The 20,497-nt window shown below is 50.3% G+C and carries 23 protein-coding genes, 1 tRNA gene and 1 riboswitch; of the genes, 5 read left to right on the plus strand and 19 right to left on the minus strand.

The window, feature by feature from the left end; translation table 11 throughout:
* Positions 1 to 39 precede the first annotated feature (39 nt).
* A riboswitch (SAM riboswitch) is annotated at positions 40 to 149 on the minus strand.
* A gap of 136 nt (positions 150 to 285) precedes the next feature.
* The gene (locus RQP18_RS09100) at positions 286 to 744 is read left to right on the plus strand and encodes a very short patch repair endonuclease (protein ID WP_342387378.1); all 459 of its coding nucleotides are present in this window, start codon (positions 286 to 288) and stop codon (positions 742 to 744) included.
* Positions 745 to 894: 150 nt separating this feature from the next.
* Positions 895 to 966, plus strand: a tRNA-Val gene (locus RQP18_RS09105).
* 326 nt (positions 967 to 1,292) lie between these two features.
* Here the strand turns inward: RQP18_RS09105 and RQP18_RS09110 are convergent.
* The 4 genes from RQP18_RS09110 to RQP18_RS09125 form a co-directional block, all read right to left on the minus strand.
* Positions 1,293 to 2,225, minus strand: coding sequence for an arsenic resistance protein (locus RQP18_RS09110; protein ID WP_342387379.1), 933 nt, complete (start codon positions 2,223 to 2,225; stop codon positions 1,293 to 1,295).
* 9 nt (positions 2,226 to 2,234) lie between these two features.
* Positions 2,235 to 2,762: a hypothetical protein gene (locus tag RQP18_RS09115; protein WP_342387380.1), complete on the minus strand. Its 528-nt coding sequence runs from the start codon at positions 2,760 to 2,762 to the stop codon at positions 2,235 to 2,237.
* Positions 2,763 to 2,805: 43 nt separating this feature from the next.
* Positions 2,806 to 4,203: a 23S rRNA (uracil(1939)-C(5))-methyltransferase RlmD gene (rlmD, locus tag RQP18_RS09120; protein WP_342387381.1), complete on the minus strand. Its 1,398-nt coding sequence runs from the start codon at positions 4,201 to 4,203 to the stop codon at positions 2,806 to 2,808.
* A 118-nt stretch (positions 4,204 to 4,321) separates the two neighbouring features.
* Positions 4,322 to 4,789, minus strand: coding sequence for a hypothetical protein (locus RQP18_RS09125; RefSeq protein ID WP_373446012.1), 468 nt, complete (start codon positions 4,787 to 4,789; stop codon positions 4,322 to 4,324).
* Between the two features lie 100 nt (positions 4,790 to 4,889).
* Here RQP18_RS09125 and RQP18_RS09130 point away from each other — a divergent pair, with 100 nt between their 5' ends.
* The gene (locus RQP18_RS09130; protein ID WP_342387383.1) at positions 4,890 to 5,819 is read left to right on the plus strand and encodes a protein-ADP-ribose hydrolase; all 930 of its coding nucleotides are present in this window, start codon (positions 4,890 to 4,892) and stop codon (positions 5,817 to 5,819) included.
* Between the two features lie 29 nt (positions 5,820 to 5,848).
* Here RQP18_RS09130 and RQP18_RS09135 read toward each other — a convergent pair whose 3' ends face one another.
* The 11 genes from RQP18_RS09135 to RQP18_RS09185 all read right to left on the minus strand — a co-directional run bounded on the left by RQP18_RS09135 (position 5,849) and on the right by RQP18_RS09185 (position 16,274).
* Positions 5,849 to 6,766, minus strand: coding sequence for a VOC family protein (locus RQP18_RS09135; RefSeq protein WP_373446013.1), 918 nt, complete (start codon positions 6,764 to 6,766; stop codon positions 5,849 to 5,851).
* Positions 6,767 to 6,789: 23 nt separating this feature from the next.
* A complete protein-coding gene (locus tag RQP18_RS09140) occupies positions 6,790 to 7,599 on the minus strand; it encodes an ABC transporter ATP-binding protein (RefSeq protein ID WP_342387385.1) in 810 nt (269 codons plus the stop codon).
* A gap of 85 nt (positions 7,600 to 7,684) precedes the next feature.
* Positions 7,685 to 8,602: a cysteine synthase A gene (cysK, locus tag RQP18_RS09145; RefSeq protein WP_342387386.1), complete on the minus strand. Its 918-nt coding sequence runs from the start codon at positions 8,600 to 8,602 to the stop codon at positions 7,685 to 7,687.
* Positions 8,603 to 8,697: 95 nt separating this feature from the next.
* Positions 8,698 to 9,558, minus strand: a complete 861-nt coding sequence (locus RQP18_RS09150; RefSeq protein ID WP_342387387.1) for a DUF6544 family protein — start codon at positions 9,556 to 9,558, stop codon at positions 8,698 to 8,700.
* Between the two features lie 23 nt (positions 9,559 to 9,581).
* Entirely contained in the window at positions 9,582 to 10,130 is a 549-nt protein-coding gene (locus RQP18_RS09155; protein WP_342389395.1) for a DUF1697 domain-containing protein, read from the minus strand.
* Positions 10,131 to 10,135: 5 nt separating this feature from the next.
* A complete protein-coding gene (locus RQP18_RS09160) occupies positions 10,136 to 10,612 on the minus strand; it encodes a GNAT family N-acetyltransferase (protein WP_342387388.1) in 477 nt (158 codons plus the stop codon).
* 21 nt (positions 10,613 to 10,633) lie between these two features.
* Complete coding sequence (locus RQP18_RS09165; RefSeq protein WP_342387389.1) at positions 10,634 to 11,164, minus strand: hypothetical protein; 531 nt, start codon at positions 11,162 to 11,164, stop codon at positions 10,634 to 10,636.
* Between the two features lie 158 nt (positions 11,165 to 11,322).
* The gene (locus RQP18_RS09170) at positions 11,323 to 11,754 is read right to left on the minus strand and encodes a VOC family protein (protein WP_342387390.1); all 432 of its coding nucleotides are present in this window, start codon (positions 11,752 to 11,754) and stop codon (positions 11,323 to 11,325) included.
* Positions 11,755 to 11,948: 194 nt separating this feature from the next.
* Complete coding sequence (locus RQP18_RS09175) at positions 11,949 to 12,923, minus strand: tRNA dihydrouridine synthase (protein WP_342387391.1); 975 nt, start codon at positions 12,921 to 12,923, stop codon at positions 11,949 to 11,951.
* A 200-nt stretch (positions 12,924 to 13,123) separates the two neighbouring features.
* Positions 13,124 to 14,479: a 23S rRNA (uracil(1939)-C(5))-methyltransferase RlmD gene (rlmD, locus tag RQP18_RS09180; RefSeq protein WP_342387392.1), complete on the minus strand. Its 1,356-nt coding sequence runs from the start codon at positions 14,477 to 14,479 to the stop codon at positions 13,124 to 13,126.
* The gene (locus tag RQP18_RS09185) at positions 14,463 to 16,274 is read right to left on the minus strand and encodes a 5'-nucleotidase C-terminal domain-containing protein (RefSeq protein ID WP_342387393.1); all 1,812 of its coding nucleotides are present in this window, start codon (positions 16,272 to 16,274) and stop codon (positions 14,463 to 14,465) included. Before RQP18_RS09185 ends, rlmD (RQP18_RS09180) begins: the two co-directional genes overlap by 17 nt.
* 117 nt (positions 16,275 to 16,391) lie before the next feature.
* On the opposite strand from RQP18_RS09185, the gene RQP18_RS09190 reads away from it, so the two are divergent.
* On the plus strand, positions 16,392 to 17,183 hold the full coding sequence (locus tag RQP18_RS09190; RefSeq protein ID WP_342387394.1) for a glucose 1-dehydrogenase: 792 nt from the start codon (positions 16,392 to 16,394) through the stop codon (positions 17,181 to 17,183).
* Positions 17,184 to 17,216: 33 nt separating this feature from the next.
* Here the strand turns inward: RQP18_RS09190 and RQP18_RS09195 are convergent, their stop codons facing one another.
* The 4 genes from RQP18_RS09195 to RQP18_RS09210 form a co-directional block, all read right to left on the minus strand.
* A complete protein-coding gene (locus RQP18_RS09195) occupies positions 17,217 to 17,903 on the minus strand; it encodes a hypothetical protein (protein WP_342387395.1) in 687 nt (228 codons plus the stop codon).
* Positions 17,904 to 18,030: 127 nt separating this feature from the next.
* Positions 18,031 to 18,954 (minus strand): diacylglycerol kinase, encoded by a 924-nt coding sequence (locus tag RQP18_RS09200; RefSeq protein WP_342387396.1) that lies wholly within the window; start codon positions 18,952 to 18,954, stop codon positions 18,031 to 18,033.
* Positions 18,951 to 19,118, minus strand: coding sequence for a hypothetical protein (locus RQP18_RS09205; RefSeq protein ID WP_342387397.1), 168 nt, complete (start codon positions 19,116 to 19,118; stop codon positions 18,951 to 18,953). The genes RQP18_RS09200 and RQP18_RS09205 overlap by 4 nt, the downstream gene beginning before the upstream one ends.
* Positions 19,111 to 19,617 carry a GrpB family protein gene (locus RQP18_RS09210; protein WP_342387398.1) on the minus strand — a complete coding sequence of 169 codons (507 nt, stop codon included), beginning with the start codon at positions 19,615 to 19,617 and terminating at the stop codon, positions 19,111 to 19,113. The genes RQP18_RS09205 and RQP18_RS09210 overlap by 8 nt, the downstream gene beginning before the upstream one ends.
* A gap of 123 nt (positions 19,618 to 19,740) precedes the next feature.
* Here RQP18_RS09210 and RQP18_RS09215 point away from each other — a divergent pair, with 123 nt between their 5' ends.
* Positions 19,741 to 20,496: a hypothetical protein gene (locus RQP18_RS09215; protein ID WP_342387399.1), complete on the plus strand. Its 756-nt coding sequence runs from the start codon at positions 19,741 to 19,743 to the stop codon at positions 20,494 to 20,496.
* The last annotated feature ends 1 nt before the right edge of the window (position 20,497 follow it).

Raw genomic sequence — 20,497 nt, forward strand, 5'->3', positions numbered from 1 at the left:
AAAAGCTCTCTTCCTATATAAGAAGAGAGCCTCCGCCTCCTCTTATCTTCCAGGAAAATCTCCTGCAGGAATTAGCACCTTATCAGACTTGATTGCCTGATGGTTGCCGGGCGTCATAGGGCCTGTCCCTCCGCCACTCTGGATAAGTGATAGAACTGTATTATTAATAATGTATACTACAATACTATGGATTATTATATTTGTCAAAACATTTTTCAAATTTAAAATACTCTGCTCTCCATCAATTTTCATGACGAATGTTTAACGCCCTAGCTGGGTAGGTGAATGGAAAGATGGGAGGTGGCGACAGTGGCCGATATGATGTCTACAGAAAAGAGAAGGCGGACGATGAGCCGGATCAGGTCCCAGTCGAAACTCGAGAACAGGGTTACGAAAGCCCTGTGGGCTGAAGGCTACCGGTTCAGGAAGAATGTACGCACGTTGAAAGGGTCTCCGGATATCGCAATCCAGAAATACAGGGTGGTCATCTTCATCGACTCCTGTTTCTGGCATATGTGCCCCGACCATGGCAACTGGCCGAAGAGCAATCAGGAATTCTGGAACAGGAAGCTCGGGAGGAACATGGAACGGGACCGTGAAGTGAATGCCCATTATCGTAAAGAAGGATGGCATATCATGCGTATGTGGGAACATGAATTCAAGGAGGACTTCAAAGGGGCCTTGGACAGGATGACGGCTTTCATAGAAATGGCAAAGTCCGAGGCCGCCAAAGGCAAAAAATAATGCCCGGAATCCCCATTTCATTATTGACAATTCCGGGATAACATTGTAAATTTGAATATGTAGTTTTTAAAACGTGATCCATCAGACAGGCACTTGTCCATCAGGTGTTGAAATTATTGTTTCGGGGTCCCGACGGATAAATAAAAGTAGGGTCTGTTAGCTCAGCGGGAGAGCACTTCGTTGACATCGAAGGGGTCACTGGTTCGATCCCAGTACAGACCATCCAGCACCACAACGCAAACATCCAGTCTATTGACTGGATGTTTTTTTATTTTTTGAATATCAAGTGATAAAACAATAACTTAATTTTATTTCTTTCGCTTATCTCTTATGCTTCCAACAGCCAGTATGTTAGCACCAATAAACAGTAGCACCATGGACACACTGGTCCAAAAGGTCTCTGGTCCACTGGCTACAGAGGTCCAATACATCAATGCGCCCAGTAACATTATAGTTAAACCAATCCACTTGATGATGAGCACCTCCTCTCCTGTATTACATTCAAAGGTTCGACTGCGTTAGACTACTCGGAATTCTTTTCCTGCCTTTTATTTATGTCTGATCAGTATTCTAGAAGCAAGGCCCAGTATCGGCAGCTCGATGATGGGCCCGATGACGAGGGATAATGCGATCACTGGATGATCCGGAAATGCAGTGATGGCAATGGCGAGTGCAAGCGGAGAATTGCGTGCCAATGTCATCATGACCAGACTGACGGATTCCTTGTGGCTGAACCGGAACAGTCTGCCCGCTGTGGTGCCCACCGTGAAGGTGATCGCAAAGAACAGCAGCAGTGGCCCCAGCAGCAGGAGCACGACGTCAAAGTTCCCGAGCAGTGTATCGCGCTCCGAAGCGAACATCGCGGTCACGGCAAGCCCCAGAAAAATGACATTGAAAGTGTCGAAGAAGCCCTCCACCCTGCCCTCCGAAGGCAGGACACGCTTTGTCAGCAGTGCCAGCACGAAGGGGATGCCCACCACAATCAGCACACTCTGTATGATTCCTGAAAATGACAGCCCGATGCCCTGTTCAAATCCGAAGAACAGATAGAGGTAGGCAGGCAGCAGGAGCAGCTGCAGTATCAGGTTGATCGGCAGCAGGGACGCCGACAGCACCGTGTCCCCTTTCGCCAGGCCGGTGAAAACAAGATACCAGTCGGTGCAGGGAGTCACTGTCAGCATGACGAATCCGATCCATATCAACGGATGGTCCGAGAGGAAGACCATGCCGATCACATAGGCAAGGACGGGGGTCCATAAAAAATTGATGCCGAGGGAAACGAGCACGAACTTCACCTTTCTGAATGAAGTGAATACACGTTTCAATGGCATCAGCAGAAACAGCCCATACAGCATCAGCATGAGGAAAGGGGGGATGAGGGCGCCGGCATGCTGCTGGATGGTGTCGATGCCGCCCATCAGCATGCCCATAAGTATAGCGGTAAGCAGGATCAGCGGCTGATATTTTTCAAGGCTGTTCATGATGTCTCCCTAGGCCAGCAGATTGGCAACATCCCAGGATTCCCGCTTATAGACTTTGAACATGAAGTACATGAGGACAAGAATTCCGAATTTGATGGAATGGTCATCCAGATGGCTGTCCGCCAGGATGACGGTATCCCCGCTGACCACATCCTCCTTCACCGTCGCAATATGATCTCCATGGAAGTAGACCTCCATATCTCCACTCCAGTTCTCCTCGATGCTCATGAACTGGTGGTCTATCCGGCCATCGACACGGAAGTGGAGCAGGCTGGTGCCGGGTCTTTCCTTGAATACAAGCTCAAGATCATCCGCTACGATGATATATTTTGAAATGTTCATATCCCTGAATTTGCGCTTCTTCAATCCCAGTATGAGGGAATCGCCCTGGGTGGATGTATATGAATAGGTGTTCCGCTTTTCACAATTTCTTAAGACTGCCTTTTCAACATAACCGACTGGATCATCATGATCATTTTCTATCGCTACCGATTTCTTGTTTGAATCTACGGAAAGCTTGAATTGATATTGCTTCATAACTGCCTCCTCCATAATCTATCCACCCCACCCATACATATATCTATACTGTTGAATCCGTTTTTCTTAACAGGGCAACGAGTTCCACATGCACCGTATGCGGAAACAGGTCCACAGGCTGCACGCGCTCGAGTGCATATCCATATTCCCTCAGCCATGTAATATCATCGGCAAATGATTCCGGGTTGCAGGATACATAAACGACACGGTCGGTTCCAAGACGGCCGATCCGGCGCATGACCTTGCCTCCCGCCCCGGAACGCGGCGGATCCAGCATGAGCAGGTCCGGCCTGCCCCATGTATCGAGCACCTCATCCATGCCGCGCCTTGCGTCCTTGGCGAGGAAATAGGTATTGCCGAGCCCGTTGTCCTCGGCGTTCCTTTTGGCGGACTCGATTGAAGTTTCAACGATTTCGATGCCTGCCAGCGCCTTGACTCTATTGGCAAAAGGCAGTGAAAATGTACCGACGCCGCAGAACAGGTCGATCATCCGTTCTTCGGAGGTGACTTCAGCCATCTCGATTGCCAGATCCACCAGTTTCTCCGCCTGGAGCGGATTGGTCTGGAAGAAAGTATCGAACCAGATCCTGTATTTGTATCCATACATTTCATCGTTGATATAGTCACGGCCGTGGAGTACATGCGTTTTCTCCGACTGCGCCATATCCGCCCAGTCCCTGTTCTCCATCCACATCAGGCTCTTGAGGTTTTCAAATTTCGAAGTCAATCGCCCGATGAGGTCATCCACGGCTTCCTGGTTCTCTTCCGGAGTGCCAGTGGAAAAAATCGCAAGCATCAGTTCGCCGGTCTTCTGCGACTGCCTTGTCATGAGGTTTCTGAGCAGCCCCTCATGCCTATCCTTGTCATATCCGCTGAGTTCATGTTCCCGGGCCCATTCGGAGACTTCAAGCATCGCCTCCACCATCTCGTCCCCGGCGATCAGGCATGTATCCAGATCGATGACGTTGCGGAAATTTCCAAGTTCATGGAGGCCAAGCGCACCGTCCTTGCCGAAGGTGAATTCCATCTTGTTGCGGTACTCCCACGGTGTTTCCATGCCGAGCGCATCCGCTACGACACCGGAGTCGAACCCGTAACGTTCGAGGAATGATTTCACTTCCCCCGTCTTATAGGCCAGCTGCCCTTCATACGTCCAGTGCTGCCACACACATCCACCGCACTTCTCGAAGTGTGGACATGGCGGTGCAACACGCTCCGGGTGCTGTGTGGCGATTTCATCCGGCAGTACACGTGCCAGCTTCCTGTCGGGGTTCGGTACGGTGACCTTCGCCTCCTCCCCGATGAGTGTCTGGGGGACGTTCAGCTTCAGTTTCCTCGGGTTGCTGCCGCCGGCATCACGCCATACATACCCCATCCCGGAACCTTTCTTATCCAGCTTATCTATTTTTACATTATGCGTTTCGAATTCCTGATTGGACACAACAGCATCTCCTATCCTTATCTCTTTATATTCATTCTACATTATCCATGATTGCAATCACAAATGCTCCAAATATTTTAAAGAGATTATGCAGATTTCGCAAGATGGGAAGATGACTTTATATCCATAGTCTGATCAGAAGTCCCACCGACAGCCCAAATATCCCGTGCCCGAGCGTCCAGTAGAACCAGGCCATGAAATCGTTCGGTGCAGGCGGTGTCTTTGTCAATGCACTGAGGAAATAGAGGATGCCCCCGCCTACAGTAAATACAAGGATATATGGCCATACATCCATCCCCCACCCGAAGGGGATGAGCAGATAATACAGCACGACCGCACTCGCTATACACGTGCCATAGTGGAACAGTATGCCTGTAATCTTTTTGTCACTCCATTGCTTAAGTATCGGAATGTAGTCCATATTATAGAGCAGGATGTCCGCTTTGCTGCCCGTAATCCTGCAGATGACCTTCATCACTGCTGCAAGAATCACCCCCGAGATCGCACCGATCACAACCAGTTTCAAGAAAACTCCCATCCCATCACTCCAATCCATGAGTGTCGTTCCATTCAGAAAAATATTCATAATACATTATACCCATTGGAAAAGATCATTATACTAGCATAGGGAAATTAATGGAGGGGTGCTGCAGCTGAAACCTCTAAATGGCATTCAGAGGATATTCGTGACAAAATGGAATGAAGAGGTGATTGTAATGGCCAACATCGGACTACAGAAATACGCGGATGCGATCAAATTGAACGATCCATTTGAGCCGAAACTTGCTGGCACGAAGAACAGGGAAGCACTGGTGGATGATGTGCTGGTGATCCTGCGCAATGAGCAGGCGGGCACCCAGGACATCAACATCCCCGATGATTATGAGGCGAAAAGGCGGCTCATCCGGGCGCTCCTCAATATCAGGCAGCCGAAACCGCTGAACAGGGAAATGATGCTCAAGCTGGACACACTCCTCCAGCTTGAAAAGGAAGAGAAGCAGACCGTCGCGGCAATTGAACTGTCTGCCATCAGCCACGACTATCCAAAAACGGATGTGTCCGGGGCGGACAGGATGGTCCTGTGGCAGGGTGATATCACGGCCATTGAAGCGGATGCGATTGTGAATGCAGCGAATGAGAAGCTGCTCGGATGCATGCAGCCCCTGCATGACTGCATAGACAACGCCATCCACTCGGGTGCCGGGCCCATGCTCCGGGATGACTGTGCAGAAATCATCCACCGTCAGAAATCGGATGAGGAGACGGGCAATGCAAAAATTACACGTGGATATCATCTGTCTGCCAAATATGTCATCCATACAGTCGGCCCGGCCCTCGGCCAGGACGAAGCCCTGACGGAGGCGCATGAAGCGGTCCTCGCTTCAAGCTACCAGTCGACTCTTGAGCTTGCCGACGAAATGGAGGACATCCGGACCGTCGTCTTCCCTTCCATTTCTACAGGTGTCTTCGGATTCCCGAAAGATCGGGCAGCCGAAATCGCCCTCGGAACGGTCGGCAGCTGGCTCAAGTCGCATGACCATCATTTCGATGCCATCGTCTTCAACGTGTTCAGCGAAGCTGACAGGCAAATCTACGAAACTGCAATCCAGTCATGAAAAAGAGCGGAAGATCTTCCGCTCTTTTCTTATGTCCACTCCTCAATCGGACGCAGATGCGCTTCGATCTCTTCCCGCCTGTCTTCCAAAAACGGCGGGAGGTCGAGTCCTGTACCCAGACCCTCGACCGGACGGTCTGCCGTGAAGCCGCGTCCTCCGGGCCCGACGATTTCGAACATGATGCCATTTTCCTCCCTGAAGTACAGGCTTTCGAAATAATAGCGGTCCTTCACGCCGGTCGTCATATAGCCCGCTTCCTTCAGCATCCGGTCCCATTCATCGAGCGGACGCGATTGTGATTCGACAGCAAGATGGTGGATACTGCCCCTTCCTGCACGCGCCCTGCTGCCCGACTCCGACCTGATCAGGATTTCTCCGAACGCTTCACCGCTGACGGCTTCAAGCCGCGTTGCTTCCTGCCCTTCATCCGCAATGGAATAGCCGAACATGGTGTGGAGCAATGACACGATGCTGTCCCTGTCTTCCACCTTGATTTCCACAGTGCCCATGCCAAGGATATGATGCGCTTTCTCTATTTCATTTTCATTCCATGGTTCCCAAGTCTCAGGGATATCCTTATTTTCATGATTGATCAGAATCAGCGGCAGGCCATCAGGGTCCCGGAAGCGCAGCGCCTCCCTGCCGGCATATTCAGCTATCCCATCATGCCCGATATCATATGAAGCAAGCCGCTTCTCCCAGTATTCCAGGCTTTCGCGTGAAGGGACGAGGAGGCCGATGCCGGATATCATATTGGTGCCCGGACGGGTGCTGCCTATATTAGGAATCTCGAAGAATGTCAGATCATTGCCCGCACTTCCTATGGTGTCCCCATAGAAGACATGATACATTCCCACATCCCCCTGGTTCACCGAGACTTTGACCCGCCTGAAGCCGAGCACTTCCGTATAGAAATGGTTGTTCACCTTGAGGTCTTTCGTAAACATCGAAATATGGTGATGCCCTGAAATCATGCCTTACCCCCGCTCTCTTTGGCCATCCGCTCCACTGACATCCATGGGCGGCCGCCCTCCCAGTGCAGATTGATCGGAATCTTGTACGCCTCGGTCAGGTTTTCACCTGTCAGCACTTCATGTTTCGGTCCCTGCGAGACGATTTCACCGTCCCGGATCAGCAGGACATGTGAGATGGCATCCGTAATCTCCTCGATATGATGGGTGACATACAGCAGCGGCCGCGCCTCTTCCGCCACCTGCTCCGTCATTGCCAGTACATCCTCCCGCGCCAGCACATCGAGTCCTGCACAGGGTTCATCCAGAATCAGCAGTTCCGGCCGGCTCATGAGGGCACGCCCCAAAAGCGCCCTTCTCTGTTCCCCCTGGGAGAGCACCGAATAGCGTTGGTCTGATATGTATTCCAGCCTGAGCTCCTTCAGGATGTTCGCCGCACGCTGTGCATCTGCCTCTGTGATCTCCTGATAGATGCCGAAAGAGGCGAATTTGCCGCTCAGTATGATATTCTCCACCGTCTCCCGGTTCAGAGTCTGTGCAAATCTGCCGAGGGCATTGCTGACGAACCCGATCTTCTTGCGCATTTCAGGCAGGCTTGCCTTGCCGAATTCCGTTCCCAGTACATTGACCCGCCCGGCCGTCGGATAGTTGTAGCCCGTGACAATATTCAACAGGGATGTCTTTCCGGAGCCGTTCAGGCCAAGAATCGCCCAGTGTTCCCCTGGTTTCACTTCCCAATTGATGGCCTTCAGGATTTCCTTGCCGTCTCTTCTCCATGATACATCTTCAAGCTTGATGATCTGATTCATATGGCACCCCTTACATACTTAGTGTATTTGAATGTAAATATACATAAAAAAGGCGATAGAATCCAATCTACCGCCTTCATCCACATTATTCTATCAGTCCCATGCTCAAGTAGCGTTCGCCCGTATCCGGCGCAATCGCCACGACACGCTTGCCTGCACCAAGTTTCTTCGCCACGCTGATCGCTGCAAAGACGGAGGCGCCGGCAGAAGGGCCCACAAAGATGCCCTCCTCTGTCGCCAGGCGGCGGAACATATCAATCGCATCCTCGTCGGCAATCTGGATGATTTCATCGTATACATCCGTATTCAGGATGTTCGGGATGAACCCCGGACTTGTGCCCACAAGCTTATGCTTGCCCGGTTCTCCCCCGGAGAGCACCGGAGATCCCTGCGGCTCCACAACGGCGACATGAAGGTCTTTGATATGCTCCTTCAGCACCTCGCCGGTACCGGTGATTGTGCCACCCGTGCCCGCCGTTGCGACAAACGCATCCAGATCATAGTCAAAATCCTCCAGAATCTCGACCGCCGTCGTCGTACGGTGAATATCCGGATTGGCGTAGTTTTCGAACTGCTGCGGGATGAAGCTGTTCGGAATGTCCGCCTGGAGCTCCTTGGCCTTCCTGATGCATCCCGGCATCTTTTCGTCAGCAGGCGTCAGCACCACTTTCGCACCATATGCCTTCAGCAGGTTGATGCGCTCACTCGTGGAGCTGTCCGGCAGGACGAAGATCGCCTCGTAGCCTTTGGCTGCCGCATTCATTGCGAGACCGATCCCTGTGTTGCCACTCGTCGGTTCGATGATCGTACCGCCCGGTTCCACCAGGCCATCTGCTTCCGCCTGCCTCAGCATGTTGTATGCCGCACGGTCCTTGACACTCTTGCTCGGATTGAACATCTCAAGCTTCACATAGACATCCGCAGCCCCTTCAGGCACCAGCCTATTCAGTTTCACTACAGGTGTGTTCCCAATCAAATCAACAATACTATCGACCCTATCCATATGGATGCTACCTCTCTTCTCTGTTAATCCTATTTCAATAGTATACTATAACATTTCTGGCTGGCGGGGCAAAGGGAGGCGCTCCATGGCCATCATCATCTTGAATGGTATGGATGCGGATTATCATACTCGATTTCGACCACCTCGAAATTGAACCAATTGAAGTCTCCACTGTCGAGCTTCCAGGTCACTTCCCCTTCAGTGGGCACCCTCACCCCGTCAAACTCCCTGTACGACTTCAGGGGAATCGCCCATGTCTCAAGGCGCATCTCGCCATCGAAATCTCCGTAGCGCTCCGCTTCAAAATGCGTGGGGTCCCCGTTGCTGTTGAATGTAAACACACCTGTTGCTGAGACATCGCCATAGGTCATTGTTGCTTCCGCATTGTTTTCATCGATGGTTGTCCATATTATATAATCGTTCAATGCAGCACTCGGAAACCATATCGTCTCTGCCAAGTACCTCAGCATCGTCCCCTGGTCGATTTCGGGACCACTCGAGTCGGCAGCGGTAAACAGCGAAAGCACCTTGATCAGCATGTTCCCCCGGGCTTCATCATACTTGTCCCTGCCCGAAATGTGGACGAAGGGGGCCATGCGGATGTCCGCCTTCCAGATGAATCCGGGCTGGTGGGAAATGAAATACTGTTCCGCCCGGACAGGCATCCACGGCTTGCCTTCAGCGAGCCGCATCTCTGCATTCTGCTTCAGCCGTACCGCCTTTATGTCCCCGCGCTCCTTGACGCCGGAATTTTCAATCCATCTCCGGACTGCTCCAGGCAATCCGTCGAGGTCTTCCTCTGAAATTTTCCGGTATCCACTTTCCACCTTTTCAAAAAGCGCTTCGACTTCCTTATCGACCTTCCTGTTGAAAAGCATCCTGGCGGCAAAAGAACCACCGAGAAGGACAATTGGAACCGCCCCGATGCCACTGATCAACGCCTTTGTTTTGGACATGATGGATCTCCCCTTTATGAAATTCATTTCAACTCCGTCTCTTCCATAAGTGCATGTATCCTGCGGACGGTATTCACATTCCTTACAGTCATCATCTTGTATACTTTCGTTCCTACAAGCTTCGACAGCCCACTTCTCGACATGTTCTTCTTATCCACCGACCAGAGTATGGCGCCAGGGACATACTTGACCGTGTCGATTTCCGGGTTTATCTTCAGTTTTTCAAGTACAGACCCCTCATCGATTTCATCCCACAGGAACATGACATCACTTCTCATCTCCCTGTCATTCTTCCATGTATCAGGGAGTGCCCGGATGATGTCATCGAACGCTTCCTTGCCCACGACCAGAACTTTGATGTGCAGATCGAAGTCCTGGTATATTGCTGTTTCCAGAGTTCCGGAAATCCGGTCTTTGGATGTTTCTTCAGACGTGAAGACAATGTTCCCTGAATTGATATACGTGACGACATCGGTCATGCCGGCATTTTCAAAGGTTCGCTTGAGCGTTTTCATATTGATCTTGTTCTTTCCGCCCACATTGATGCCGCGAAGCAGCGCTACATAGATTATGGCAATCATCCCCCTATTTCCGTATTACACTGCAATGCTTTCACCAGCCGGATCATATCCCGGCACCATATGCCATTTTCAATGATCTTCCCTTCATAATTGGCCGTAAAGAAGTCCCTGATTACGCCATCGATTCTGAAGCCGCATTTCTGGTACAGTGCCAGCTGCCCGATGCTCGAATTACCCGTACCGATATGAAGCCAAAGGTATCCTTTTGCCTCATATCTTTCAATCGCATCCAGCAGCATCGTCCTTCCGATTCCTTGACCCTGTGCCTCTTCTGCTACGGCGATATTGAATATTTCCGCCGACTCATCTGAAATCCCACCTGCTACATAGGTGCCGACGATGCCGTCATCCGTTTCCGCAATAAAGCACTCGGATGTATCCAGATAAGATGCCACTGCCTTTTTCGAAGGATCCGCCAGGAGCAGCAACGCCATTGGAGGCGCCTCTCCCGGTGCAATCTCACGAATTTTCATTCCGCCCCTCCGTCCTCGTCTCTAACCAAATTCCTTGCCGGTGATCTTTTTCATCAGTTGGGAGAATGCCTCCCACTCCTTCGGGAACATGTTGCTTCCGCTCTTATAAAGATTCCGCCCGCTTTTGTGAATTACAATTTCCCACTGTGTGCCATCCAGTATATATGAATCCTGATAGCTCCGTTTCCAGTTAAGCAGATCCACCGATTTCAATTCGCTCCTTATGCGCTCCATGTCCGATGGCCCAAACCTTGCATAGTGTATCTCCATAGGGTTAAGGATGCCATGCTCCCACTTTGCAAAATTCCTTTCGAAATTGATCGTCACTTTCGTGTCGCCGTTAGAGTAGCCGCCGACCGTTGCCTCGAGCACTTTGATCCGACGATATGAATAGTCCACGGATTCCTCTTTCGTCCACTCATTGCCGCAACTGTTGCAGCGATATTCAGGTACCCGCGATTTCTGGTATCCATCGTAAGAAGGGTCTCCTCGTATGATGCGCCCGGTTTCCCGCGCTTCACACTCTGGACATTGATAATAATTGATCGCCATAATATCATCCTTATCAATTTTTATATTCTTTCCCGCTTAAAGTTGGCACGTGATGCGCCGCTACCCTGCTTCAAGCCGCCTTCATTTCCATCATTCATCTTTTCTCATCTTATTCCATCCAGTGACGTGGATGGACCTCTCCATTTCGTCCTCACCGGCTAATTCTCCCGTTCTTCCCAAAGATTCACCCGTTTATCGAAGTCCACTTCCTCATGTATCTCATGCAGCATCCAAAGATAACCGAAAGGATCGCTGAATATGGCGTTCGATACACCATGATCGGCAATTTCTGTCACCGGCTGGACTTCCTGGCACCCCGCTTCCATCGCTCTTTCATATGTTTCCTTTATGTCCTCCACCATGATGTTGAACCATATCGGTTTCGGATCATCCGGTTGTGGTGCTATCAGCTCGAATTCGGGGTTCTCATCCAGCATGTGGAACCGTACACCATATAAGGTAAACACAACTTCATTCTCGCCTCTTGGAAAATCGGTGACTTCAATGGGCGCCAGGTCGAATATACGCTCATAGAGCCTCAATGCTTTCACGCTGTCCCGGACGACCATATCGATTTCGACACCAGTCACTTGCATCACGCTCCCATTCATATTTTTCGCTGTGGGAATATGCAACTGTCATTTTATTTACATTTTACCATATTAATGGATGGATTCACCCTCTGCGTATCCATAAATATTTGTAAAATAAAAAAGACATCCATTTCATGAATGTCTTTAACCATCTAATAGCTCTCATCGAAGCCTTTTCAGGAGTATTCTTCTTACAAAATATCTTCAGAGTTCTGCTCGAACTGATCAAGCAGCGCGCGTGCTTCGTCTGTCGATTTTGTATTCATCAGTTCGTTTCTCAAAGCGCTTGCGCCCCTGAAGCCTTTGACATATATCTTGAAGAAGCGGTGGAGTGCCGTATATTTGCGGAGGCCGAGATGTGCATACTCATCATGCAGATCAAGGTGTATCCTCAGAAGATCGAGCAGTTCCCTGCTGTCATGCTTTTTTGGTTCCTTTTCAAAAGCGAATGGATTTTTGAAGATGCCACGGCCGATCATGACTCCATCGACACCATACTTCTCGACGAGTGCCATCCCCGTTTCATAATCCGGGATGTCTCCGTTGATCGTCAGCAACGTCTCTGGGGCGATCTCATCCCTCAGCTGCCTGATTTCAGGAATCAGTTCCCAGTGGGCATCGTATTTGCTCATTTCCTTGCGTGTACGCAAGTGGATGGAAAGGTTGGCAATGTCCTGCTCCAGCACATGCTTGAGCCATGTCCTCCATTCATCTATCTCCGTATAGCCAAGGCGCGTCTTCACACTGACCGGCAGGCCCCCTGCCTTTGCCGCCTCGATGAGTTCAGCTGCGACTTCCGGACGCTGGATGAGGCCGCTGCCCTTGCCATCTCCGGCAACGTTCGGGACAGGACAACCCATGTTGAGGTCGACGCCCTTGAATCCCGCTTCAGCCATGCCGATGCTCATCTCACGGAAATGCTCCGGCCTGTCTCCCCATATATGGGCAACGAGCGGCTGTTCATCTTCCGTGAAAGTCAGTCGGCCCTGGACGCTATGCCTACCCTTAGGATGACAGTAGCTGTCCGAGTTCGTGAACTCAGTGAAGAACACATCAGGCCGCGCCGCTTCAGCCACTACATGTCGGAAGACCACATCCGTCACTTCCTCCATCGGCGCCAGCACAAAGAACGGTCGTGGAAGCTCCTTCCAAAAATTATCTTTCATATCGAATTTCAAATCCTCTCATTACGTTATATTCTAATGAATATTTATCTGATACATTCATCATCTTAATAAGAACATAGGTAATTTTACTCTTTCCAGATGCTCTTATCAATGGATAAAGCCGGAAAAAGGCATGAAGAAACCTGAAGACCGGTAACCGGTATCCAGGTCTTTTCATAAAATCCTTTTACCAGCGAGAGCTACTCTTTCTCCAAAATCACTACACTCTCCACATGGTTCGTCTGCGGGAACATGTCGACGGGCGTGACTGGACTGATGTCATACCCTTCTGAATTCAGATACTTCAGGTCGCGCTGCAGTGTGCTCGGGTTGCAGGATACATAGATGATTTTCTCAGGCTTCACTTCGACGAGCGACTCTAGGAATTCGGGGTGGCACCCTTTTCTCGGCGGGTCGACGAAGACGACGTCGGGGTTGACGCCCTGGCTGACGAGCCTCTTCATGACCTGCTCGGATTTGCCGAGATGGTATTCCGCATTGTCCACACCGTTGAGCTTGGCGTTCTCCTTCGCGTCTTCGACGGCGGACTGGACGACTTCGATACCGATGATTTTCCTGGCCTTATCAGATGCACACAGTCCGATGGTGCCGATGCCGCAGTACGTATCGATGATGGTTTCATCACCCTTGAGGTCGGCGAGCTCTATGGCCTTCCGGTACAGTCTTTCCGTCTGGGCATGGTTGACCTGGTAGAAGGATTTCGCCCGGATGCGGAAGTCCTTGCCAAGCAGTGTGTCCGTGATGTAGTCCTTGCCGCGGAGTGTGATGGTCTTCTCGCCGAATATGACATTGGTCTTCTGGTCATTGATGTTCTGGACGACACTGGTGACCATCGGGAAGGCTTCGATCATCTCATTAATGATGTTTGAGAAGATGTTCTTCTTGCCGTTGGTGACGAAGGCCACCTGCACTTCGCTGTCATCATGGTTCGAACGGATGACGACGTGGCGGATGAGTCCCTGATGCAGTGCTTCATCGTATACGGAAACGTGCTCCCGGTTGAACTGCTCCTTGATGAAAAGCATCAGCTTATTGTGGATGTCCTTCTGTATGAGGCAGTACTCGATATCGACGATGTTGTGGCTCCTTGGACGATAGAATCCCATCTCCACCTTGCCGTCCCTGAACCGGACGGGAATCTGGGATTTGTTCCGGTAATTGAACGGATTGTCCATCGCCATGACGTCCTGCGTCTCCCGGTCGAGTTTGCCCATGCGGTTGATGCTCTTGTCCACCGTCCCCTTTTTGAATGCCTGCTGCTCTTCGTAGTTCAGCGGTTGAATCTGGCAGCCGCCGCACTCATAGTAGTACGGGCATGGCGGTTCGATGCGGTTCGCCGCAGGGGCCAGCAGCTTCGCGCTTTTGCCGAAGCCGAACTTCTGGTTGGTCTTCAGCACCTTGAACTCTATCTCCTCCCCCTTCAGTACGTTGGGGATGAAGATCGGATAGCCGTCCACTTTGACGATACCTTGTCCTTCATGTGTATAGTCTTCGACGGTTGCGGTGAAATGATCATTCTTATTGACTGGGGTCATGTTCTTCCTCCTTGGTCAGATCGATTTCGTACCAGCTGAATCCATCCCTAAGTGTTTCGAGATGATGGATACTGCTGTCATTCTGTATATATTCTTTCGCCTTTGTGGCGGTCTTCATTCTGTATTTTCCCCGGGGGATGATCGTCATCGGATTCGTATACTCAAACTCGGGGCCGGACATCATGTATTCCGTCACGATATCCCGCACACTCTTCTGAGATTCATGCACGACTTCTGCCTTTCTCAGAAACGCAGTATAGGCGGCCCTGTAGTTGTTTGCCGGTACAATGAAGCAGTCATCCGGCCGGACAGGTTTTCCATTATACATCATTTCGACGACCCGTTCTGTATCATTGAGCTTTTTTGCCGTCCCGCTGTACCTTGACGGCTGTGAAATGTCGAAAGTGTACTCGAGATCGAAGAATGTATCGAAGTTATAGCTTGGGAAGCCGTTCTTTGAACTGTTCGGCTTCAGCAGGTCATCGCTTTCTGCAGGCTGGTTGAACTGGGAGGCACTCCATTCCAGCCATTCCTTCAATATCCGGCCATCGACCTTGATGAGGACCATCGTATTGGTGTGCTTGTACAGGTCGATGGCTGAGGACAGTGTAATCTCCCCCGCTTCGAGCACAGTGAAGTCATGGGCACCATCCCTCCCCGCCTTGGTGGCTGCATTGAAGCCGAGTACCGGCAATGCCTCAATCTCTCCCCTGTCGATCAGTTCCAAAGCATACTTTTTGCCCGCTTCGGCCACCACCTGTACGGCTTTCGACGGCACCACCCTGGAAAAATAGGTATGCCAAGTCTCTTCTATATGGCCGACCGGCTGGGACAGGTAGGCGAGCACCTTCTGGTGCAGCGGCAGGTAGCGTGTCTTCAGAGATTCATCCATCTCTATTGTATGGGCTTCGATGAGCTGTGCATCGGCCTCCCTGATGCGCCATCCACCATCATATTCAAGCTCGAAAGTGAGCTGCCCGAGATGGCTCGCAGAAACACCCGGCTGCACCATCGGTTTGCCGTTGACCGCGCCCCGCCTGAAGTCGATATTGTCTATTTCCTCTTCAAAATCGGGGTCGGGGAAGAATTCGTGGGTATGCCCGAACACGATGCCGTCGATATCCCGGATCATGGTCATGAGGAATGTCTGGTTTTCGCCATAGCTTCTGACATGTTCCGGGTCCTTGCTCATGCCGGAATGGGACAGCAGGATGATGATGTCCGCCCCCTGTGCCTTTATCTCCCGAGCAACCGCTTCGACGGTCATCAGCATATCGTCGACATCCACCTTCCCTTCAAGGTGGAAGGCATCCCACTTCATGATCTGGGTGGGCATGACACTCAGAAAGCCTATTTTCAATGGTCCGTGCGGGGTCTCCTTTTCAATAATCACATAGGGTTTGATCCAGTCTTTTAAGGGGTGCTGCCTGAAATCCACATTTGCATTGATGATTTCAGCTTCGACCTGCCTGTAGGCGGTCAGGAGGTAGTCCAGCCCGAAGTTGAATTCATGATTGCCGACGCCGATGACATCATAGACTTCATTCATCATCCTCGGTGCGAAAAGCGGATTTTCCCCATCCCTGTGCCTATAGTCATAGTCGCTCCAGACATCCCCCTGCAGCATGTCCCCATTGTCTACAGTCAGAACAAGATCTTCAGGGTGGGCGGATCGATACTTTTTAATATGCGACTGCAGATGAAGCAGGCTCGATGTCTTCTCCGAACCGTCAAAATAGTCATATGGATAGAGTGCGCCATGTATATCTGTCGTTGCAAATATCGTCAGTTTCATAAGCCACCTCTGGTTCATTAGTTCATTCCATTATATCAAATGCATCCATCCTTTAGGCTTGAAGCGGAAAATTTCGGGTATACATAGTAAAGAAAATACAATGGGAGTGGTGAATTTATGTATGAAGATCTGAAAGGCAAGACAGCGCTGGTTACAGGCGGATCGAGCGGAATCGGCAAGGCGATTGTGAAAAGATATCATGAAGAGGGCATGAATGTAATGTTTACTTATCATAGCGGAGACGATGAAGCGAATGAAATCGTTGATGCACTGAATGATGGCAACACTGAATCCGTAGCTACAATCAAGTGTGATGTCACCGAGGAACAGGAAGTCGTCGATGCAGTGAAGCAGACGATCGAAAAGTTCGGTGGACTCGACGTCATGGTCAATAATGCCGGCATCCAGAATGATGTACCGAGCCATGAACTCTCGGTCGATGAGTTCGACAAGGTCATCAATACAAATCTCCGCGGCACATTCATCGGTGCCCGCGAAGCATTGAAGCACTACCTGGATACGGACAAAAAAGGCAGCATCATCAACATTTCAAGTGTCCACGAAATCATCCCTTGGCCGCACTATGCCCACTACACTGCAAGCAAAGGCGGCGTAAAGCTGTTGACGCAGTCACTCGCCCTAGAGTATTCCGGGCTTGGCATACGGGTCAACAACATCGCTCCGGGCAGCGTCAATACACCGATAAACAGAGACTTCTTCTCCACACCGGAAGAGAAGGAAGGTGCCGATGACTTCGTTCCCATGGGCTATGTTGCAGAGCCTGAACATATTTCCAACATCGCAGCCTTCATGGCTTCTGAACAGTCCGTATATATCACTGGACAGTCGATTGTGGCGGATGGCGGACTGAGCCTGTACCCGTCCCATAAGAATCCGGAATATGATTGAGGCAAAAGGAAGCTGAATGGCCCATTGGACCATTCAGCTTCCTTTTGCCGCTTTCTTGCGCTCTTCCTTTTCTTTTCGTTTCTTTTCTCTTTCCTCTTTCTTCTTCTCCTTCTCTTCCTCCTTTTCTTCCTTTTCTTCCTTCTTCTCTTCCTTCTCTTCCTGCAACTCCTCTTCCATTTTCTCCATACCCTCCTGATACTCGCTTTCCACTTCGGAAGTCGACGGGAGGAACGGTTCCTTGTTGTGGTCGGTCCGCTTGCCGTAGCGGATCATCTCATAGATCAGCAGCCCATTGTTCGGCATGCCGTTGACGGTCTTCATCGGCACGGCATCGAACAGGACGAAATAGAATATATAGAAGATGAACCGGTTCCAGAAGGTCGCCTGCTCCTCCATGTACCCATTTGCAAGCAGCGCATTGATGGCGAGTCCGAGTATGGCATTGACCAGGATGGGGCTAGCATAGATCATGACATATGCGAACCTGCTCTGGTTCGTCAATTCATCATAGGAGAACCAGCTGTACAGGTGATAATGTTTGCGTACATCCAATATACCTATTTTGAACAGCCTGGGGCCTGAGCCCAGCGTCAGCCGGCTGTTTTTCGCCCCAAAAATCGAGCCGGCAATCACATATCCGAGTTCCCTCAGAATGATTACAACCGGCAGTATGATGAAGGCGGAAATGATGAGTGATATAAGGTCTGTTATGCCGAACATGGAACTGAACCTCTCTTTATGTAATATTCCTTCTTACTGCATGGAAGATGCACTTGGCATATCCTTTTACCCACTATTGCTCCGTCAAACCATAATTCATGAAAAAAGGGCTGACGCGCCCTTCATTTCAGTCTTCTTCGAATTTCAGGATATGCTGATCATAGAATGCCACGGGCACCCGGATCTCCAGGTGCTCCTTCAAGTTGGTGAACCGGGCAGGCAGGACGCCTCCGAACTCCCCATCGAGGTTAAGCTGGACTTCTTCGAACGAAGAGATATTCACTTCCTCCGCTTTGAAGAAATGGACTTTGGGGTGCTTCAGATGCTCCCCTCTTGTGACCAGGGTCATGATATGACCGATTTCCGCAAGGCTTGCTTCCTCTACGATAATCAGGGTGAACTTGCCATCGTTCAATTTCGCATCGGGTACAAGCTTTTCAAAGCCGCCGATGGAATTCGTCAGCCCGAGCAGGAACAGCATCACTTTTCCTTCAAAGACTTCATCATCGTACTCGATCTTCACATTACTGCTCCTTATTTTCGGCAGCATCTCTATGCCCTTTACGTAATATGCCAGAGGGCCGATGATGGATTTCAATTTGCTGGGCGCTTCGTAGGAGACTTCTGTAATCTTCCCGCCTCCTGCAATGTTGATGAAATATTTGCTGTTCATGAGGCCGATGTCGATGCGGGCGGACTGGCCGCTGATGATCGTTTCCACCGCTTCATGTATCGTAGGGGGGATATGGAGCGCTTTCGCAAAATCGTTCACCGTTCCCATCGGAATGATTCCGAGAGCCGGTCTTTTATCATATGTGGCCATGCCGTTGACCACTTCATTCACAGTGCCGTCACCGCCTGCCGCAACAATCAGGTCGAATCCAAGCTCACAGGCTTTTGCTGCAGCCCGGGTCGCATCGCCAACACACGTCGTAGCATGCGTGCTCGTGATATAGCCACTGACCTCCAGACGCTCCAGCACTTCTGCCAGTGATTCCTTGAATGCTTCCCGTCCCGAAGTGGGATTGTAGATAATTCTCGCAGTTTTCATTTCTTTCTCCTATTGTTGTGTTTTGTATATGAATAGAACAGATAGACACTCAATAAAAAAACGATGACCTGGAGTGTCCGGATCAATGCCCAGTGCCCGGTCGTGGAGACAAGGATCATCAGCGCAATCAGTACACAGTTCAGAATAAAGAGGAACCTATACAATGTCCAGGTCCTCCTCCCGGTCCATGATCGCACTGAACAGCCCGGCTTTTCTCAACTCGTACTCCTCCCGGTCCATCCTCCGCTCCAGATAGGCCCTTTTGAGCTTACGGAACTCCTGGATATATCTGTCATTCTCATTAAGGCAGTCCCTGCAGTAGAGAATCTCATCCTTCCTTTCCGATTCATGATGCATCAGAATGAAATTCACCTCGAAATCATCCTGGTTATCACGCAGGACGACCTCTTCGATATAGTCGGAAGGGAAGCCGCTCACCTTGTCATATCCCTCCTGGACCATACCGTTCGCCAGCATGTTTATATTTTCCTCATACTTCATCAATAATAGAACATCGACTTCCCCCGGCATGTCCATCCTCTGGATGCTCGTGGAACCGACATGGTGGATCTCCTTCACACTCGTCCTGAAGTGGTTCAGAATATCCAATGATGCCTGGATATAGCATTCAGATGCCTTCTTATAAATAGTAGTGGTATTCATCAATAATCATCCTAAATGTGTCATTCATTAAATATTTTGTGTATAATAAATTTGAAAAAATTTAATTTTCAACATTATATCATATTTGGCGTATAGTATGTGTAGACATTAAAGGAGGGCATCATGAAAAAAGCACTGATAATCATACTTCTTATCATCTTCGGCATCGGAATATACATGAATTTCGGTGTGGACCAGAGTGCGGGAGACAATGAATCCATCGCAGGAGAACCTGCATCAACAGCATCGGATGAGCCTTCATCCGGGGAAGGGGCAGGTGAGGAAGAGCCCGAGCCGCCCGAAGAAACCAATAATGCTAACAACGAAACTGTCTCATTCAATCAGGAGGCTCTGAACGGGACCTACGAAGAAGCAGTAGCAGAGAATGAACCTGTAATCATCGATGTGGTCGTCCCTTCATACTACAGCGGGGACTTCATCAGTGTCCTGTCGCAGCAATTCGGTACCAGCCATATCGAATTCAACCGGATCGACCTCGATGCTGCATCTTCTGAACTTGAAACGCTGACAGTCAATGAAAACAGTGATGGGGTCATCATCGATGCCCTGCAGATCAGCGACTATAACCGGGAAATGCTGCCTGAACGGGATGCCGCCCGCCTGGAGAATGCATATATGAATCTCTATGATGCGGGCAAGGTCGTCTATCTGCTGGGGAATCCCAACGCCCACCAGCATGAAAATCTCGCACAGGTCCTCGAAGAGGACGCGGAATATTTCCCTGAGAATGACTACTACTACATCGACAACCGGGGGGTCACCGTCGAAGATGAATACTATGACTATGATTCAGAGACGCTGACAGCCCCGGTGGAAGCGCGCATCGCTCAGAATATCCATGAATATATGGTCGAATAGA

The sequence above is a fragment of the Salinicoccus sp. Bachu38 genome (genome assembly GCF_038561955.2).
GTDB classification, from domain to species: domain Bacteria; phylum Bacillota; class Bacilli; order Staphylococcales; family Salinicoccaceae; genus Salinicoccus; species Salinicoccus bachuensis.

Bases quoted from the DNA above. Each gene is read 5' to 3' on its own strand.
- cysK (WP_342387386.1), bottom strand. From the start codon at position 8,602: ATGGATAGGGTCGATAGTATTGTTGATTTGATTGGGAACACACCTGTA.
- rlmD (WP_342387392.1), bottom strand. From the start codon at position 14,479: ATGACCCCAGTCAATAAGAATGATCATTTCACCGCAACCGTCGAAGAC.
- RQP18_RS09185 (WP_342387393.1), bottom strand. From the start codon at position 16,274: ATGAAACTGACGATATTTGCAACGACAGATATACATGGCGCACTCTAT.
- RQP18_RS09140 (WP_342387385.1), bottom strand. From the start codon at position 7,599: ATGAATCAGATCATCAAGCTTGAAGATGTATCATGGAGAAGAGACGGC.
- RQP18_RS09190 (WP_342387394.1), top strand. From the start codon at position 16,392: ATGTATGAAGATCTGAAAGGCAAGACAGCGCTGGTTACAGGCGGATCG.
- RQP18_RS09215 (WP_342387399.1), top strand. From the start codon at position 19,741: ATGAAAAAAGCACTGATAATCATACTTCTTATCATCTTCGGCATCGGA.
- RQP18_RS09110 (WP_342387379.1), bottom strand. From the start codon at position 2,225: ATGAACAGCCTTGAAAAATATCAGCCGCTGATCCTGCTTACCGCTATA.
- RQP18_RS09165 (WP_342387389.1), bottom strand. From the start codon at position 11,164: ATGGCGATCAATTATTATCAATGTCCAGAGTGTGAAGCGCGGGAAACC.
- RQP18_RS09175 (WP_342387391.1), bottom strand. From the start codon at position 12,923: ATGAAAGATAATTTTTGGAAGGAGCTTCCACGACCGTTCTTTGTGCTG.
- RQP18_RS09195 (WP_342387395.1), bottom strand. From the start codon at position 17,903: ATGTTCGGCATAACAGACCTTATATCACTCATCATTTCCGCCTTCATC.
- RQP18_RS09135 (WP_373446013.1), bottom strand. From the start codon at position 6,766: ATGTTTACGAAAGACCTCAAGGTGAACAACCATTTCTATACGGAAGTG.
- RQP18_RS09100 (WP_342387378.1), top strand. From the start codon at position 286: ATGGAAAGATGGGAGGTGGCGACAGTGGCCGATATGATGTCTACAGAA.
- RQP18_RS09150 (WP_342387387.1), bottom strand. From the start codon at position 9,558: ATGTCCAAAACAAAGGCGTTGATCAGTGGCATCGGGGCGGTTCCAATT.
- RQP18_RS09115 (WP_342387380.1), bottom strand. From the start codon at position 2,762: ATGAAGCAATATCAATTCAAGCTTTCCGTAGATTCAAACAAGAAATCG.
- RQP18_RS09200 (WP_342387396.1), bottom strand. From the start codon at position 18,954: ATGAAAACTGCGAGAATTATCTACAATCCCACTTCGGGACGGGAAGCA.
- RQP18_RS09160 (WP_342387388.1), bottom strand. From the start codon at position 10,612: ATGAAAATTCGTGAGATTGCACCGGGAGAGGCGCCTCCAATGGCGTTG.
- RQP18_RS09125 (WP_373446012.1), bottom strand. From the start codon at position 4,789: ATGAATATTTTTCTGAATGGAACGACACTCATGGATTGGAGTGATGGG.
- RQP18_RS09210 (WP_342387398.1), bottom strand. From the start codon at position 19,617: ATGAATACCACTACTATTTATAAGAAGGCATCTGAATGCTATATCCAG.